Here is a 16,024-nt window from a genome sequence, read left to right as displayed (position 1 = left end):
CTGGACGGAAATCGATATCCGGGACATCGGACGCGTTCGCCGGCGGCCGTGTTCGCCGGGCCGCCGGACGGGACGGCGGGGCTCGCCCGTCCGGGGAGCCCGGATCCGCCGGCGGGCCGGCCGGGACCCGCGCTCGGACTGCGGTGTTCACCACTGCGGTTGGTTGACGGTCGGTACCGTACGACAGCGATCTGCGCCGTGCAAGAGATCGTCCCGGCCCGTCCGCCGCGCGGCCACCGGCCCCAGATCCGCCCTTTCCAAGATCGGATGTCTCATGGACAATGGGCAGCGGCCGGTTCCGCCGGGACAGGGTTTTGCCTGTTTTCCCGTAGCCCGGCCGCCGCGAACCGAGGGGTGGAGCATGACGATTCCACACAGTGATGGAACGGTCACTTCGAGCCGCTTGAGAAGTTCCCGGACTCCGTTCCCCGCCCCCGCTCCCCCACCCTGAGACCGTCCGCCCGAGACAATGTGAAACCGCACCTCACGGGGGATTTCTTTCGACGTATCCGCTGTCTTCGAGCGTGCGGGAACCCGCGCGGTTCCTGATGTCGCATGACATTATGCTCGGCCGAACGGAGAGCCATGCGATTCGAATGGGACGACGACCGGGACGGACTGGGCCGCGATTTCCGCAGGCTCGGCGAGGAGACCCTCGGCAAGGACGTCGCCGAGCGCGACCGGGCCGGGGTGTTCAGCCGCGAGGACTGGCTCGCCTGCGCCGAGCGCGGGCTGTTCGGGCTGATGCTGCCGCCGGAGTACGGCGGGGCCGGGCGCGGCGCCGTCGACCACGTCCGCGCGATGGAGGGCCTCGGCCGCGGCTGCCGGGACAACGGGCTGATGATGGCGATCGGCGCGCACGTCCTCGCCGCCGAGGTCCCGATCTGGAAGTTCGGCGACGAGCGGCAGCGCCGCGCGTACCTGCCGGGGCTCGCCGCCGGCCGGCTGATCGGCGCGAACGCGATGACCGAGCCGGGCAGCGGGTCGGACGCGTCGTCGCTCGCCACCACCGCGGACCGGGACGGCGGCTTCTACCGGCTGACCGGCCGCAAGCTCTACGTCACCAACGCGCCGGTCGCGGACCTGTTCGTCGTGTACGCGACCGTCGGGCGGCATCTGGGCTTCACCGGCGTGACGGCGTTCCTGGTCGAGCGCGCGGACGTCGGGGTCTCGGTGAAGGAGCAGGCCGGGAAGATGGGGCTGCGCACCGCCCGCTGGGGAGAGATCGAGCTGGACGGGTGCCGGATCCCCGCGTCCCGGCGGCTCGGCGCCGAGCGCCAGGGCGGGGCCGTGTTCGCCCAGACGATGGCGTGGGAACGTTCCCTTCTCCTGGCTCCCTGGCTCGGCGTGATGGAGCGCGAGATCGAGGCGTGCGTGCGGCACTGCCGCAGGCGGCGGCAGTTCGGCAGGCATATCGGGCACTTCCAGTCGGTCTCCAACCGGCTGGTGGACATGCGGGTCCGGTGGGAGCTGGCGCGGATGCTCCTCTACCGTGCCGCCGCCGAGCTGGACCGCGACGGGCGGGCGCCCACCGCGACCATCTTCCCCGAGGCCGGGAAGCTGTACGTGAGCGAGACCGCCGTGGAGGTCTTCACCGGCCTGACGCAGCTCTACGGAGCCCTCGGCTACTCCTCCGAGGGCGACACCGAGCGCCATCTGCGGGACGCCGTCGGGATGACCATCTCGTCCGGGACGTCCGACATGCAGCGGGTGGTCATCGCCGGAAAGCTCGGCATCACCTGGCCCGACACCGAGACCACCGACACCGACACCGCCACCGACGCTGACACCGCTTCTGGCGCCCGGTATCCCGGTGATACCCGCACCGAGACGAGTGGGGGCGCGCGGTGAGTGCGCTCAACGACGCCCTGCGGCACTGGGCCGAGAAGCGGCCGGACGCGCCGGCGGTGGAGTTCCAGGGCCGGTCGACGACCTACGCCGAGCTCGACGCGCGCAGTTCGGCCCTCGCCGCGACATTGCTCCGGGGCGGCGTCGCCCCTGGGGACAGGGTGGCGCTCTGGGCGGCCAAGTCGGCGGAGGCGGTCGTGGCGATCCACGGCATCCTCAAGGCGGGCGCGGCCTACGTCCCGATCGATCCGAGCGCGCCGTTCAAACGGGCGGCCCACATCATCGAGCGCTGCGGCGTGTCCTACGTGATCGCCCAGGACGACCGGGTGGGGTGGCTGCGCGACCACTGCTCCTGTCCGATCGTGTCGATCGGCACGAGGGAACCGGAGCCCGACGACGCGCAGGGGCCCACGGCCGAAGAACCGCAGAAGGCGGGTGGGCCGGTCATCGCCTGGCGGGACGCCGTGGCCGCCTCCGTCGGCGACGACGTCCGCCTGCCGGACGTCGATCCGAACAGCCTGGCCTACATCCTGCACACGTCCGGTTCGAAGGGCACCCCGAAGGGGGTGGCGCTCTCGCACCGCAACGCCCTGGCGTTCGTGGACTGGGCGGTCGAGGAGTTCGGGCTGTGCCCCGAGGACCGGGTATCCGGCCACGCGCCACTGCACTTCGACCTTTCCATCCTCGACCTCTTCGCGACCTGTGCCGCAGGCGGCTGCGTGGTACCGGTTCCGGAGAGCCAGGTCGGGCTCGGCGGCGCGCTCAACAGGTTCGTCACCGACCGGCGCATCACCGTGTGGTACTCGGTTCCGGGCGCCCTGACACGGATGGTGGCCGCGAAGAACAGCGGACTGCTGACCGGATCGCCGCTGCGCGCCGTCCTGTTCGCGGGCGAGCCGTTCCCGATCGCCCACCTGCGGCAGCTCCACGCGCTGGTTCCCGGAGCGGCGCTCTACAACCTGTACGGGCCGACCGAGACGAACGTCTGCCTGTTCCATCCCGTCCGCCCGCAGGACGTCGCGCCCGAGGCGAGGCGGCCCGTACCGATCGGCCGTCCCTGCCCGTACGCCGCGACGTTCCTGCTCGGATCGGACGGCCGCGTGCTCGACCCCGAGCCGGGGCGGACCGGGGAGCTGTGCGTCGCGGGGGACTCGGTGATGCTCGGCTACTGGCGGGACGACGGGCTCACCGCGTCCCGGACGGTGCCGATCCCCCGGGACGGCGCGGGGCCGCTGCTCGCGTACCGGACGGGTGACCTGGTCATGCTGGACGACGACCTGAACCACGTCTTCCTCGGCCGCGAGGACGACATGGTGAAGATCCGCGGGCACCGGGTCGAGATCGGCGAGATCGAGTCGGTCCTGTCGGCCGCGGACAACGTCCGGGAGGTCGCCTGCGTCGCGGTCGGCGACGGCCCGGACGAGCGGCACGTCGAGGCGTTCGTCGTCCCGGCGGAGCAGCCGCTCGACCTCGCCCCGGTACGCAGGCACTGCCTGGCCGAACTTCCCCGCTACATGGTCCCGGAGCGCTTCCACGTGGTCGCCGCGCTCCCCCGCACCGGGACCGGGAAGATCGACCGGCGCGCGCTGGCCGGGTCGTAGGCGGCCCGGCGATGGAGGTTCTGACGGAGCGCTGGTGGAGTCCGTCCATCGGCAGGGAGAAGTCGGTGACCGTCGTCCTGCCGCCGGGCTACTCGCCGTCCGGCAGGCCGTTCCCGGTGCTGTACCTGCTGCACGGCTTCGGCGGGAACCGCACCACCTGGCTGCGGTGCGGGAACCTGCCGGCCCTGGTCGACTCCGGTCGGCTGGTCCTGGTGCTCCCCGAGTCGGGGCGCTCCTGGTTCATCAACGACGCGCGCGGGCGGCGCTACGAGGACTACCTGGTCGGCGAGGTCGTCGGACACGTCGACGCCCGGTTCAACACCGTGGCGGAGCGTGGCGGACGGGGTATCGGCGGGTTCTCCATGGGCGGGGCCGCCGCCCTCTTCCAGGCGTTGCGGCACGGCGGCCTGTTCTCGGTCGTGTGCAGCAGCAGCGGCGCCTTCGAGGCGCCGTTCAGGGAGGGCGACCCGTACGCGGCGCACCGCGGCGACCCGAACCTGGCGATGCCGACCGTCCGGGACCACGAGCGGGTGTGGGGCCCGGTCGGCGGCGAGGTCCGGCGCGCGTACGACCCCTACCGCCTCATCCGCGAACGCGACACGGCGTACCCGCTCCAGGTCCACCTCGACATCGGCCTGGACGACCATCCACGGATGATCTCCATGAACCGCAGGACGAGGGACGCGCTCGCGGCCGGCTCCGTCCCCCACCGGTACCTGGAACGGTCCGGCGGCCACGACTGGGAGTTCGTCGACGCGGGCCTCCCCCAGATGTTCGCCTTCGCCCGAAGCCACCTGCGCAACGGGTGACGACCACCTTCCGGAGGGGGTGCGGCCCCCGACACGACGACAGACGACAGACGACGAACCACGGGACGACGACCAGAGGACTGCTCATGTGCGGCATCACCGGATGGGTCGACTGGACGCGGGACCTGCGGCGGCAGCGTCCCGTCATCACCGACATGACGCGGACGCAGAGCCCGCGCGGCCCGGACGCCGAGGGCGTCCTGCTCTTCGAGCACGCCGCGCTCGGGCACCGGCGGCTCGCCGTGATCGACATCGAGGGCGGCGCGCAGCCCATGACCCGGACGGGACGGCACGGCGCGCCCGTCGCCGTCACCTTCAGCGGGGAGATCTACAACTTCCGGGAGCTGCGGGCGGAGCTGGGGGCGGCGGGCTGGTCGTTCACCACCCGCTCCGACACCGAGGTGCTGCTGGTCGCCTACCTGCAGTGGGGGCGGGATTTCGTCCACCGGCTCAACGGGATGTTCGCCTTCGCCCTCTGGGACGAGCACGAGCAGCGGCTCCTGCTCGTCCGGGACCGGCTGGGCATCAAGCCCCTCTACTACGCGGAACCGGGCGGCGGCGTCGTCTTCGGGTCGGAGCCCAAGGCGCTCCTGGCGCATCCGGAGATGGCGGCCGAGGTGGACGTCGAGGGGATCGCCGAGCTGATGGCCGTCCCCCGCGCCCGGACGCCCGGGCACGCGGTCTACCGCGGGATGCGGGAGGTGAGGCCGGGCTGCCTGGTGGTCGCCGACGCCGCGGGCCTCCGGGAGACGCGGTACTGGCAGGTGGAGGCCCGCCCCCACACCGAGGACTTCGGCGCGACGACGGACCGGGTCCGCTCCCTGCTCACCGACATCGTCCGCCGCCAGCTCGTCGCGGACGTGCCGGTCGGGACGCTGCTGTCGGGCGGGATCGACTCCAGCGCCATCACGGCGATGGCCGCGCGGGAGTTCGCGGGCGAGCTGACCAGCCACTCGGTGAGCGTCCCCGCGCCCGCCGGTCCGGGGAGCGACGCCTGGCGGCCCAGCCCGGACGAGCCGTACGCGAAGCTCGTCGCCGAACGGCTCGGCCTCAAGCACTTCGTGACGCAGGTCGACACCGGCAGCCTCGTCGAGGGGATCGACCGCGGACTGCGGGCGCGCGACCTGCCCGGCTGGGGGGACCTGGACACCTCGATGTACCACCTGTTCCGCGGGGTGCGGGAGCGGTGCACGGTCGCCCTGTCGGGCGAGTCCGCCGACGAGATGTTCGGCGGCTACGCGTGGCAGACCGACGAGCGGTTCGTCCGGCATCCGTCGTTCCCGTGGATGTACGGCAGGCACCAGCCCGAACGCCTGCTCCGAGAGGAGGTCAGGCGGGAGGTCCGGCCGCGGGAGTACGAGGCCGAGCGGTACCGGCAGGCGCTGGCCGAGGTCCCGCACCTGGACGGCGAGGACGCCGCCCGGCGCAGGGAGCGGGAGGTCTTCCACCTCGGCCTCACCCGGTGGCTGGGCGCGCTGCTCGACCGCAAGGACCGGATGAGCATGGCGGTCGGCCTGGAGGTGCGGGTGCCGTTCGCCGACCACCGCCTCGCCGAGTACCTGTACAACGTCCCGGCGGCGCTGAAGGCCGAGGGCGGGATGGAGAAGGCGCTGCTGCGGCGGGCGTGCGCCGACCTCCTGCCGGAGGAGGTCGTCAACCGGCCCAAGAGCGCCTACCCGGCCAGCCGGGACCCGGGGTACGTCGCGTCCCTGCAGCGGCTCGTCCTCGACCTGGTCGGGGAGCCGGGCGCGCCGCTGTTCGACCTCATGGACCGGGAGAAGGTGCGGACCGCGGTCACGTCCGGCCTCGACACCCTGCCGGGGCCGATCACCGCGCGGACGTCGGCGATCGGCCTGTCCTACCTCCTCGAACTGAACCAGTGGCTCACGGGGGTCCGTGTGGTGACGTGACCGCCGGGCGCGTGACCGTCGGGTGCCTGGCCGCCGGGGTGCGTGGTCACCGGCGGCGGGGCACCGGCGGCGGGGCACCGGCGGCGGGGCACCGGCGGTGGCCGCCTCCGGGTCAGGCGGAGTGGGGGCGCGGCGGGCCGGACGGCGCGTAGCGCTCCCGCAGCTCGGCCTTGCGGATCTTGCCGGTGGCGGTCCGCGGGAAGTCGTCGACCAGTTCCAGGCGGCGCGGCCAGTACGCCTTGGTCATCCCGGCCGCGTCCAGTGACCGGTGCAGCTCCTCCAGGACGACGGGCGGCCCGGGCACGGCCGGGCGCACGACGGCGCAGATCGTCTCGTCCTCGTGCTCGTCGCGCAGGCCGACGACGGCGACCTCGGCGACCCCGGGGTGCCTGCCGACGATCGCCTCCAGGTCGGTGACGGGCACGATGTTGGCGTTGCGCAGGATCATGTCCTTGGCGCGTCCGGTGATGCGGATGCCGCCGCGACCGTCGGGACGGGCCAGGTCGCCGGTGTTGAACCAGCCGTCCGCGTCGAGCTCCGCCTCGTACAGGTCGTCCCGCCGGTAGTAGCCCAGGCACTGGGTCGGGCCGCTGATCCACAGCACGCCCTCGCCGTCGGCGCCGTCGGCGTCGTCCGAGACCGGGTCGATGCGCAGCCGGGTGTCCGCGATGGGGCTGCCGTCGCTGTGCGCCGCCCAGTCCTCCGGATCGTCGCGGCGGGTGATCGTGGCCGGGCCGTTCTCGGTCATCCCCCACAGCGAGAACAGGCGCAGGCCGAAGACGTCCCGGGTCTCGCTGATGAAGTACGGCGGGATCGGCGCCGACCCGCTGACCAGCCAGGTGAGCGCGGGCAGCTCGCGCGGTCGCTTCCGCTGCGCCTGGATGAGGCTCAGCAGGTAGAACGGCGCGCAGTAGAAGAAGGTGACGCCGTGGGCCGCCATGAGGTCCAGGGCGTCGTCGGGGTCCTTGGCGTCCTGGAACGCCATGGTGCCGCCCAGCATCAGCGGCATCAGCATCCCCTGGACCACGCCGGTGTAGTGGGTGTAGAGCGCGGTGGTGTACATGACGAGCGAGTCGTCCAGCCCGAAGGCGTCGGCCTCGCCGCGGACGGCCGCGTACAGCGTGTTCTGGCTGTGCAGGACGCCCTTGGGCTCGCTGGTGGTGCCCGAGGTGAACAGCACGAGGTAGGGGTCGTCGGGCCCGAGCTCGCGGTCGTCGAGCAGGTGGCCGTGCCGGTCCTCCCAGGCCGTCCCGAAGAAGAACGACTCGAACTCGCCGGTGCCGTCCGGGCCGGGGCCGTCGGCGACGAAGACGCGCTCCAGGGACTCCAGCTCGCGGGCGAACTCGGCGCCCAGCTCCCCCAGCCGGTCGCCGTTGTCCTCCGCCATGGTGATGAGCACCCGGGCCTCGGTGACGCGCAGCATGATGTCGAGTTCGCGGCGCCGGTAGGTCTTCATGAGCGGGCAGTACACGACCCCGGCGCGGACACAGGCGAGGGTGAGCGCGGCGAGCTCCCACCGGTCGGTGAGCTGCGCGGCCAGCACGTCCCCGGGCCGCAGTCCGAGCTCCACCAGGGCGGCGGCGCAGCGGTCGGTGGCGGCGGCCAGCTGCTCGTAGTCGAGGCGGTGGGTGGTGCCGTCCGCCTGGCGGCGGGTGACGACGGCCGTCTTGCGCGGCGTGGCGCGGGCGTGGCGGCGCAGGTCGTCGAGGAAGGTCTCGTCCCGCCACCATCCGGCGGCGCGGTAGCCCGCGGCGGGATGGCCCGCGGACGGGGCGCCCACGTTGGGGTCGCTCACGTTGGGGTCGCTCACGTTGGGGTCGCTCACGTTGGGGTCGCTCACGGTGGGGTCGCTCACGGTGGGGTCGCTCACGGTGGGGTGGCTCGCGGAGGTCTCGGCCATGTCTGCTCTCCCGTTCTGTGCTCGTGAGAACTCGGTGGGGTCGAGCCGTGCGGGGACGGGGGTCAGGTCGCTTGCCGGGGACGGCGCGGGTCGCGGATCTGCATGCGCAGCTCGGAGAAGTAGCGCCGTCCGCGGCCGTCCTCCAGCCACGCGTCCTCGGGCCCCGGCAGCAACTCGGTGAAGGTGACCAGGACGTCGCCGCCGGAGGAGTCGCGGGCGGCGCGGACCATCGCCGCGAACGACGACACGTACCGGGGGCCGGTGAAGTCCACGTAGACGGGCTTGACCTCGGTGCCGACCTTGGCGAAGACGCGTTCCGGGAGCCCGAGGGAAGCGCGCAGGCGGCGGGCGGCAATGTACTCGGGGACGGCGCCGGTCTTCGGCGCGATCCCGGTCCCTTCGACGGTCGTGCGCCAGGTCTCCCGGACGACGACCAGGCGGTCCAGGGTGACGCGGGGATGGTGCGCGCCCGCGCCGAGGCGCTTGAACGCCTCGGCCCCCAGCCAGCCGAACAGCAGCGCGAACACCTCGCGCAGCGGGCGGCGGAGCCCGCCGGGGCCGGTGGCCTCCAGGGTTCCGCCGCGGTCGGTCACGGTGAGCGTGACGGTCGGCAGGACGCGCTCGGGGTCGGCTCCGGGCGCGGCGGTGAACGCCAGCTGGTGGTCGGTGTCGCCGAGCACGGGCGCGATGCGGGCGGTGTACTGCGGCCACCAGGTCGGGTAGAGGGGGCGGAACTGGCGGCCGATGTCGTCGGCGGCGGCCTCGCGCAGGCTGTCGGGGTCGGGGTGCCGGTCGGTGAAGACGGCGCTGTCGAGGGTGGGCCAGGCGTTGTGCATCTCGCCGAGCACCAGCGTGAACTCCCCCGCCTCCAGCGCGGCGACGCTGGAGGCGCAGATGTGCAGGTCGGGGCTGTGGATGCGGGCGGCGGCCCAGCCCGGACGGTCGGTGTGGAACAACTGGGCGGCCCGCTCCCGCAGGTCCTCACTGCGCAGGTGCAGGCGGCGCCCGCCGGTGTCACCGGTGGTGTCACCGGAAGTGGGGGCGAGGCCGATGAGATCGTTCCAACGGCGGGCGAACTCGGCGGCCACCGCGTCCGCCGGACGGTCCGGGCCGGTCAGCAGCGGCTGGACGGCGTCCCAGAACCGCGGCATCGGCACGCCGTCCGCGCCCGGCTCCCGCAGCCGCGCGTACAGGTCCCGGAAGGCGGCGTCGTAGGCGTCGGCGAGGGCGGCCGAGACCCAGCGCGCGGCGGGCAGCAGGACGTGCCCGAAGGGGCCCGCCAGGGCGTCCAGGACCGGGCGGCCGAACTCGATGTCCAGGTCGCGGACGGTGTCCTCGAAGCAGACGCGGCGGCCCGCGTACATCTGCCCGTCCCGCCGCCGGGGCTCGACGCCCGTCACGGCCGTGAACTCGGCGTCCAGTCCGTCCAGGGCCTCGGCCAGGGCGTCGGGGTCGCCGGCGGCGGCCCCGACGGTGTCACGCGCCCGGTCGAGCCGGTCGAGTCCGGCCCGCGCCCGGTCCCGGGCGTCCGGATCGGGGATCGCGGCCAGGTGCTCGCGCAGGACGCTCTCGGCCCGCGCGTTGTAGGGCATGTTCACGCCGCGCCAGACGATCCCGTCGTCCACCAGCCGGTCCAGCGCGGCGAGGCTCCGCGGGTCGGGGGCGATCTCGGCCACCGGCCGGACGCCGTCGCACCGTGCCAGCACCTCCGCCTCCGCCTCGTCCAGGGGTGCGGGCTCCTTGCCGGGCTGCAGGACGTGCCCGTCCCGGACGGCCAGGTGCGGGTGGATTCCCGCGGGCAGCCACGGCGCGACGACCGGGTCGGCGAGCAGCGCCTCGACGTACGCCTCCAGCGCCCAGAACTCGTAGGCGATCCGGCGGGACCGCACGAGTCCGGCGCCGGGCCGGGCGACGACCGCCGGGGCCGTCTCGGGGACGATCCTGGTCCAGGTCACGGGCCCGAAGAAGCCGATGGTGTCGTTCTTGCCGCAGTACCGCTGCCAGTAGCGGACGACCGCGCTCTCCCGGGCGCGGCGCTTGTGGCGCGCCCGGCGCAGTTCCTTTCCGGTCATCCCGCCGCCCGGTTCCGGCTCGGCGAGCCGCGCCAGCAGGCGGGCCGCGGCCGGGTTCTGCCAGGTCAGGGCCTCGCGGAACAGGGGGTCGGCGGCGATCTCCCGGGCGGCGCGCGAAGCGTCGGCGAGGGCCCTGTCGAGGGCCCGTGCGAACTCGTCCTCGCTCCCGCGGCCGGCCAGGAACGCGTCGGCGGCGGACGCGCATTCCGGGGCGGCGAACAGGCCGAGCCCGTCCGCGGGGAACCCCGTGCTCCGGAGGACCGCGTCCTCCCAGACCGCCCAGTCGGTGCCGGGAAGCCGTACCGTACGTGCCCTGTCGCCCACCGCGGCCTCCCGCCGACGCCGGAAAAACGGTCACTCGTCCCCCGACGGAGATCACCATAATCTGATCAACGTCCGCCGTCACCGTCTCCGGAGGTGCTCATGCGCTGCGACGGTCTGTTCCTCGCCGGTCTGGCCCACCGCCTCCCGCCCGCCGTGGACGTGGCGGAGGCGGTCGCGGACGGCCGCTACGACCCGTCCGACCTGGCCTCCGACGAGTACGCCGCCATCACCGCCGTCCCCGCCGGCACCGGCGAGGCACCACCCGAGATGGCCGTCGCCGCGGGCCGCGCGGCTCTGCGCCGAGCGGGGCGGTCCCCGTCCGAGGTCGCGTTGCTGCTGCACGCGTCGGCGTGGTTCCAGGGCATCGACTACTGGCCCGCGGCCTCGTACGTCCACCGCGAGGTGCTCGGCGAGGACGGACGGCACGCGCCCGCGCTCGACGTCCAGCAGATGTGCGCGGGGGCGCTCGGCGCGCTGGAGCTGGCCGCCTCGTACCTGACCGCCGACCCGTCCCGCCGCTGCGCGCTGGTCACCACCGCCGACCGGTTCGGCGGGCCCGGCTTCGACCGGTGGCGCGCCGACCTGCCCGGCCTGGTCTACGGGGACGGCGCGGCGGCGGCGGTGCTCGGCCAGGAGGGGTTCGCCCGCCTGCTGTCGGTCTCGACGGTCGTGGACACCGCGCTGGAGGGCCTCTACCGGGGCGACGAGCCGTTCGCGGTCCACCCCGGACGGCCGGTGGACGTCCGGGCACGCCGCGCCGCGTTCGCCGCCCGCGCCCGCGCGCTGGTGGGGAGCGTCGCCGACCGGACCACCTCGGGCCTCACCGAGGCCGTCGCGCGGACGCTGGACGAGGCCGGACTGAAGCTGGACGACATCGCCCGGTTCGTCTTTCCGAACGTGGGCCTGCGCGTGCTGCGGACGCGCTACGCCGAGCCGTTCGGCCTGGACCTGTCGCGGACCACCTGGGAGTGGGGCCGCCGCACCGGTCACGTCGGGGCGGCCGACCAGCTCACCGGGCTGACGCACCTGGTCGAGAGCGGCCTGGTCGGGCCGGGCGACCGGGTGCTGCTGGTCGGGATCGGCGCCGGGTTCGCCTGGGTGTGCGCCGCCGTCGAGATCACCGAGAACCCGGGCTGGGACGCCTGACCGACGGCGCTGACCGCCGGGGAGCCGCCTGCCCCGGCGTCCGCGCACGGCCTCGCGACGCCCGCGGCCGGAGGGCTTCCCGTCGCGCCGGACGGTGATCAACCGGTCGCCCCGCGTTCTCCCGGTGGCGTCGCCGGACGCCGTCCCCGGGACGCGAGACCGCGCCCGCGCGGCCCGGGGGGCTCCGTCTGCCGCGAGTTCGGCGTCCCCTACCAGCGGATCGGCAACCGGTCGAGCCGGACGGTTCCTTTCTCCAGAAGATCATGTTTTCATGCTGACTGACCAACTCGCGCCGGTCCTCCAAAGAGGGGTCGTGGTTGCCGATGAAGGTTCTCTACATCACCGGGTGGTGCCGTAGCGGAAGCACGGTGCTGGGCAACGTCCTCGCCGAGGCGCCCGGCGTGGTCCATGTCGGCGAGCTGCGTTTCCTGTGGCGCAACGGGGTGCTCGGCACCGGCAGCAACGCCCGCTGCGGATGCGGCCTGAACCATCGCGAGTGCCCGGTCTGGTCCCGGGTCCTGGAGGCCGTCCGGCCGGACGGGGTGTCGCTCGAACGGCACGCCGCCCAGGTCGTCGCCTGGCAGGACACCAACCGCACCCGGCACACCTGGCGGACGCTGCGCACCTCGGCCCGCGACGCCGCGCGAGACGGGCAGCGCGGTGGGCAGCGCGACGGCTGGCCGGCCACGCTCGCCGCGACCTACCGCGCGATCGCCGAGGTCTGCGATGCGCACACCGTCGTGGACAGCTCCAAGTACGCCTCCGACGCGGCGCTGCTGTCGGCGATGCCCGGGATCGACGCGTCCTACGTCCACCTGATCCGCGACCCGCGCGCGGTGGCGTGGTCGTGGCTGCAACCCAAGGACTACACCGGACGCCGCTCCGCGCTCGACAGCACGCTGAACTGGGCCGGGTTCAACCTGGCGGCCGAGGCCGTCGGACGCGCCCACCGGGCGGACGCGCTGCACCTGCGCTACGAGGACCTGGTGCGCAGCCCGCGCGCCGCGGTCGGCGACATCCTCCGGCTGATCGGGCACCCCGGCCCCAACCCCGTCGCCGCCGACGGGACGGTCGAGCTCGGCGGCAACCACACGGTCACCGGCAACCCCAACCGGTTCGGCCGGGGCCGCACCGTGATCCGGGAGGACCGCCGCTGGCACACCGGCCTGCCGCGTCCGCAGCGGGCCGCGACCACCCTCCTGGCGCTCCCGCTCCTGCGCCGGTACGGCTACGAGACGAGGGTCTGACATGGATCTGGGACTGGACGGGAAGGTGGCCCTGGTCGCGGGCGGCTCGGCGGGCATCGGGCTCGCGATCGCCCGGGACCTGGTCCGCGAGGGCGCCACGGTGTCGATCGCGGGCCGCGACGCCGGACGGCTGGCCAAGGCCCGCGACGAGATCGCCGCCGACCTCGGCGCGGTGGTCGGCACCCGCGTCCTGGACCTGCGCGACACCGACGGCGCCCGAGCCTGGGTGGAGGACACCGCCGCCGAGCACGGCGCGGCGCACATCGTGGTCAGCAACGCGGGCGGACCGCCCGCCGGCCCGACCGGCGCGTTCGGCCCGGACGGGTTCCGCGACGCGGTCGAGCTGGGGATGATCGCCCACATCGGGCTGGTCCAGGCGGCGCTGCCGCACCTGCGGCGGGCCGGGTGGGGACGGGTCCTGATGGTGGCCAGCGAGACGATCCGCGACATCATCCCGCAGTTCGCGCTGTCGGCGATCGCCCGGTCGGGCCTGGCCGCGTACGCCAAGACGCTCGTCCACGAACTCGGGCCCGGGGACGTCACCGTCAACGTCCTGGCGCCCGGCTACACCGCCACGGACGCGCTGCTGGGCGGCCTCACCGGCGACCTCGGGGCGGAGACCGCCCGGGTCGCCGCGGAGGCGGGCATCCCGCTCGGCCGCGTGGCCCGTCCCGAGGAGGTCGCCGCGGTCGGAACGTTCCTGCTGAGCGCCCGCGCGAGCTTCGTCACCGGAACCGTCCAGGTCGTCGACGGCGGCCGCTCCCTGGGGATGTGAACCTTGTCCGAAGTGCGCATGATGCTGGACGATCCCGAACTGACCCACCGCAGCCCCGGCGAGGAGTTCGCGCTCGCCCACGCCCGGTACGGGCCGAAGGCGGCGGTCAGGCTGCGGGCGTCCATCAGCGACCTGTTCCCGCCGGCCAAGCGGCGGCCCCGGCTGACCGTCCGGCACCTGCTGCGCAAGGCGGTCGTGGACGCCGACGAGGTCACCGTCTTCACCGAGCGCGCCGAGAACGTCGCCCCCGACGACGCCGCGCCCGAGTGGGAGTTCGAGGTCGGCGCGCGGACCGTCCGGACGCAGACCGTCCAGGCGGCGGTGCCCGTCCCGGCGGAGGTCCTCGCCGACCCGGCCGCGCTCGCCGCGTTCGTCGACTACCGGCTGCTCGTGCGGCTCGGCACCGCCGAGAACGACGCGCTGCTCAACGGCTCCGGGGACATCCGCGGGCTGCTGCGGACGCCGGGCGTGCGGCGGCGCGAGCCGGACGGCGCGGACCGGTCGGCCGCCTCGGCGCTGCTGGCGACGGCCGCGCTGTGCGAGTGGTACGGCGGGTCGGCCGACGGGATCGTCATGCACCCCGACGACTGGTGGCCGCTGGTGGAGGACGGCGCGTTCCTGGAGCGGCTGGCCGCGCAGGGCGTCAAGGTGAGCCGCACCCGCATGGTGCCGCCGGGCACCGCGCTGGTCGGCGACTTCACCGCCGCCGCGACGCTGCTGGACCGCCGCTCGTCCACGATCCGGCTGGCCGGGGACGAGCTGGTCGCCGAGATCCACGAGGGGCTCGCCGTCCACCTGCCGGGCCACTTCGTCCTCACCACCCTGCCGGGCCGGCGATGACGGACCCCGCGGCGACGGCGCACCGGGTGCGCGAGCACATCGTCGGCATGTGCGCCGGGCCGGAGGGCGGCCACCTGGGCGGGTCGATGTCGCTGGTGGAGATCCTCACCGTCCTGTACTTCGAGGTGCTGCGGGTCGATCCGGAGCGTCCCGGCGCGCCGGACCGCGACGTGCTCGTCCTCAGCAAGGGGCACGGCGCGATCTGCCTGTACGCGGTCCTCGCCGAGCGCGGCTTCTTCCCGGTCGCCGAACTCGCCGAGTACGCCCGGCCGGGCAGCCGCCTGATGGGGCACCCGGTGCGCGCGGTGCCGGGAGTGGAGATGCCGACGGGCTCGCTCGGCCACGGGCTCGCGCTCGCCAACGGCTTCGCGCTCGCGGACCCGGACCGGCGGTGCTTCGCGGTCATGGGCGACGGCGAGTTGCAGGAGGGCTCGGTGTGGGAGGCGGCCATGACGTCGGCGTCCCTCGGGCTGGGCAACCTGACGGCCGTCATCGACCGCAACCGGCTGCAGCTCACCGGCCCCACCGAGGACACCGTCGCCCTCGAACCGCTCGCGGACCGGTGGCGCAGCTTCGGCTGGACGGTTCGCGAGGCCGACGGCCACGACGCCGACGCGCTCCGGACGGCGTTCGCGCCCGGCGAGCCGGGCCGTCCGACGGTCGTGATCGCGCACACGGTCAAGGGGCGCGGGCTGCCGGCGATCGAGGGCCGTCCGAACTCCCACTACGCGACGTTGAAGGAACGCCAGGCGGAGCGCGCCCTGGCGGTCCTGCGCGCCCGGCGCAGGAGGGCGACCGCATGACCGCGCAGGAGAGCCGTCCCGCCACCCCGGTCCAAGAGGAGGGCGGGAAAGAACGTGCGGACGCGCCGCGACCCGGCACCGGAACGGGCGCACCGGTCGCCTCGCGCCAGGGCGCTTCTCCACGCGCCGAGCCGAGGCCGCGATCGGCGCGCGAGGCGTACAGCGCCGTGCTCCCGGAGCTGATGCTCGCCGACGAGCGGCTGTACTGCCTGGACAGCGACACCGGGCTGTTCGACCCGGACGCCTTCGCCGCCGTCCCCGGCCGCTACCTCAACCTCGGCATCGCCGAGCAGAGCCTGATGGGCACGGCGGCGGGGCTCGCGGCGAGCGGCAAGGTCCCGTTCGTCACGACCATGGCCACCTTCGCCGCGACGCGCGCCCTGGAGGCCATCAAGATCGACATCGTCTACAACGCGCTGCCCGTCCGGATCGTCGCGACGCACGGCGGGCTGGCCGCCGGGCACCTCGGGCCGACCCACCACGCGCTGGAGGACCTCGCCGTCATGCGGGCCCTGCCCGGTCTCACCGTGGTCGTCCCGGCCGACGCCGACCAGGCCGAGGCGGCCGTCCGGCAGAGCGCGGCGCTGCCCGGGCCCGTGTACGTCCGGCTCGGCCGCAAGGCCACCCCGGACGTCGGCGGCGGCGCGTTCGAGATCGGCCGGGCCCAGTGGCTGCGGCGGGGCCGGGACGTGGCGGTCATCGCGTGCGGGCCGCGCCCGGTGCTCGCCGCGCTCGCCGCCGCCGACCGG

Annotated in this window: 12 protein-coding genes; 10 read left to right on the top strand and 2 right to left on the bottom strand. The window is 74.2% G+C overall.

Annotated elements, in window-relative coordinates; all coding sequences use genetic code 11:
- The first annotated feature begins 585 nt into the window (after window positions 1–585).
- The 4 genes from DZF91_RS19665 to asnB all read left to right on the top strand — a co-directional run bounded on the left by DZF91_RS19665 (window position 586) and on the right by asnB (window position 6,168).
- Window positions 586–1,851 (top strand): acyl-CoA dehydrogenase family protein, encoded by a 1,266-nt coding sequence (locus tag DZF91_RS19665; protein ID WP_117358920.1) that lies wholly within the window; start codon window positions 586–588, stop codon window positions 1,849–1,851.
- Window positions 1,848–3,449, top strand: coding sequence for an amino acid adenylation domain-containing protein (locus DZF91_RS19660; RefSeq protein WP_199486740.1), 1,602 nt, complete (start codon window positions 1,848–1,850; stop codon window positions 3,447–3,449). The genes DZF91_RS19665 and DZF91_RS19660 overlap by 4 nt, the downstream gene beginning before the upstream one ends.
- Before the next feature lie 11 nt (window positions 3,450–3,460).
- Window positions 3,461–4,258 (top strand): alpha/beta hydrolase, encoded by a 798-nt coding sequence (locus tag DZF91_RS19655; RefSeq protein ID WP_117358919.1) that lies wholly within the window; start codon window positions 3,461–3,463, stop codon window positions 4,256–4,258.
- Window positions 4,259–4,344: 86 nt separating this feature from the next.
- On the top strand, window positions 4,345–6,168 hold the full coding sequence (gene asnB, locus DZF91_RS19650) for an asparagine synthase (glutamine-hydrolyzing) (RefSeq protein WP_117358918.1): 1,824 nt from the start codon (window positions 4,345–4,347) through the stop codon (window positions 6,166–6,168).
- Between the two features lie 112 nt (window positions 6,169–6,280).
- Here the strand turns inward: asnB and DZF91_RS19645 are convergent, their stop codons facing one another.
- Window positions 6,281–8,068 carry an AMP-binding protein gene (locus tag DZF91_RS19645; protein ID WP_117358917.1) on the bottom strand — a complete coding sequence of 596 codons (1,788 nt, stop codon included), beginning with the start codon at window positions 8,066–8,068 and terminating at the stop codon, window positions 6,281–6,283.
- 62 nt (window positions 8,069–8,130) lie between these two features.
- Complete coding sequence (locus tag DZF91_RS19640) at window positions 8,131–10,464, bottom strand: lantibiotic dehydratase (protein ID WP_117358916.1); 2,334 nt, start codon at window positions 10,462–10,464, stop codon at window positions 8,131–8,133.
- Window positions 10,465–10,563: 99 nt separating this feature from the next.
- Here DZF91_RS19640 and DZF91_RS19635 point away from each other — a divergent pair, with 99 nt between their 5' ends.
- The 6 genes from DZF91_RS19635 to DZF91_RS19610 all read left to right on the top strand — a co-directional run.
- Window positions 10,564–11,610, top strand: coding sequence for a ketoacyl-ACP synthase III family protein (locus DZF91_RS19635; protein WP_117358915.1), 1,047 nt, complete (start codon window positions 10,564–10,566; stop codon window positions 11,608–11,610).
- Between the two features lie 323 nt (window positions 11,611–11,933).
- Window positions 11,934–12,857, top strand: a complete 924-nt coding sequence (locus DZF91_RS19630) for a sulfotransferase (RefSeq protein ID WP_117358914.1) — start codon at window positions 11,934–11,936, stop codon at window positions 12,855–12,857.
- 1 nt (window position 12,858) lies between these two features.
- A complete protein-coding gene (locus DZF91_RS19625) occupies window positions 12,859–13,632 on the top strand; it encodes an SDR family NAD(P)-dependent oxidoreductase (RefSeq protein ID WP_117358913.1) in 774 nt (257 codons plus the stop codon).
- Window positions 13,633–13,644: 12 nt separating this feature from the next.
- Window positions 13,645–14,472, top strand: coding sequence for a family 3 encapsulin nanocompartment shell protein (locus tag DZF91_RS19620; protein ID WP_235834427.1), 828 nt, complete (start codon window positions 13,645–13,647; stop codon window positions 14,470–14,472).
- Entirely contained in the window at window positions 14,469–15,275 is an 807-nt protein-coding gene (locus DZF91_RS19615) for a transketolase (RefSeq protein WP_117358911.1), read from the top strand. Before DZF91_RS19620 ends, DZF91_RS19615 begins: the two co-directional genes overlap by 4 nt.
- Window positions 15,272–16,024, top strand: a 753-nt coding sequence (locus tag DZF91_RS19610) for a transketolase family protein (protein WP_407920921.1), incomplete at its 3' end; no start/stop codon positions are given. The genes DZF91_RS19615 and DZF91_RS19610, both read left to right, overlap by 4 nt.

Source organism: Actinomadura logoneensis (assembly GCF_003428695.1).
GTDB lineage: Bacteria > Actinomycetota > Actinomycetes > Streptosporangiales > Streptosporangiaceae > Spirillospora > Spirillospora logoneensis.
Note: the sequence above shows the minus strand (reverse complement) of the source record. Positions and strands in the feature narration are given on the sequence as shown.

Coding starts and splice junctions, on each gene's coding strand:
- DZF91_RS19655 (WP_117358919.1), top strand. CDS start 3,461: ATGGAGGTTCTGACGGAGCGCTGGTGGAGTCCGTCCATCGGCAGGGAG.
- DZF91_RS19635 (WP_117358915.1), top strand. CDS start 10,564: ATGCGCTGCGACGGTCTGTTCCTCGCCGGTCTGGCCCACCGCCTCCCG.
- DZF91_RS19645 (WP_117358917.1), bottom strand. CDS start 8,068: ATGGCCGAGACCTCCGCGAGCCACCCCACCGTGAGCGACCCCACCGTG.
- DZF91_RS19665 (WP_117358920.1), top strand. CDS start 586: ATGCGATTCGAATGGGACGACGACCGGGACGGACTGGGCCGCGATTTC.
- DZF91_RS19625 (WP_117358913.1), top strand. CDS start 12,859: ATGGATCTGGGACTGGACGGGAAGGTGGCCCTGGTCGCGGGCGGCTCG.
- DZF91_RS19615 (WP_117358911.1), top strand. CDS start 14,469: ATGACGGACCCCGCGGCGACGGCGCACCGGGTGCGCGAGCACATCGTC.
- DZF91_RS19630 (WP_117358914.1), top strand. CDS start 11,934: ATGAAGGTTCTCTACATCACCGGGTGGTGCCGTAGCGGAAGCACGGTG.
- asnB (WP_117358918.1), top strand. CDS start 4,345: ATGTGCGGCATCACCGGATGGGTCGACTGGACGCGGGACCTGCGGCGG.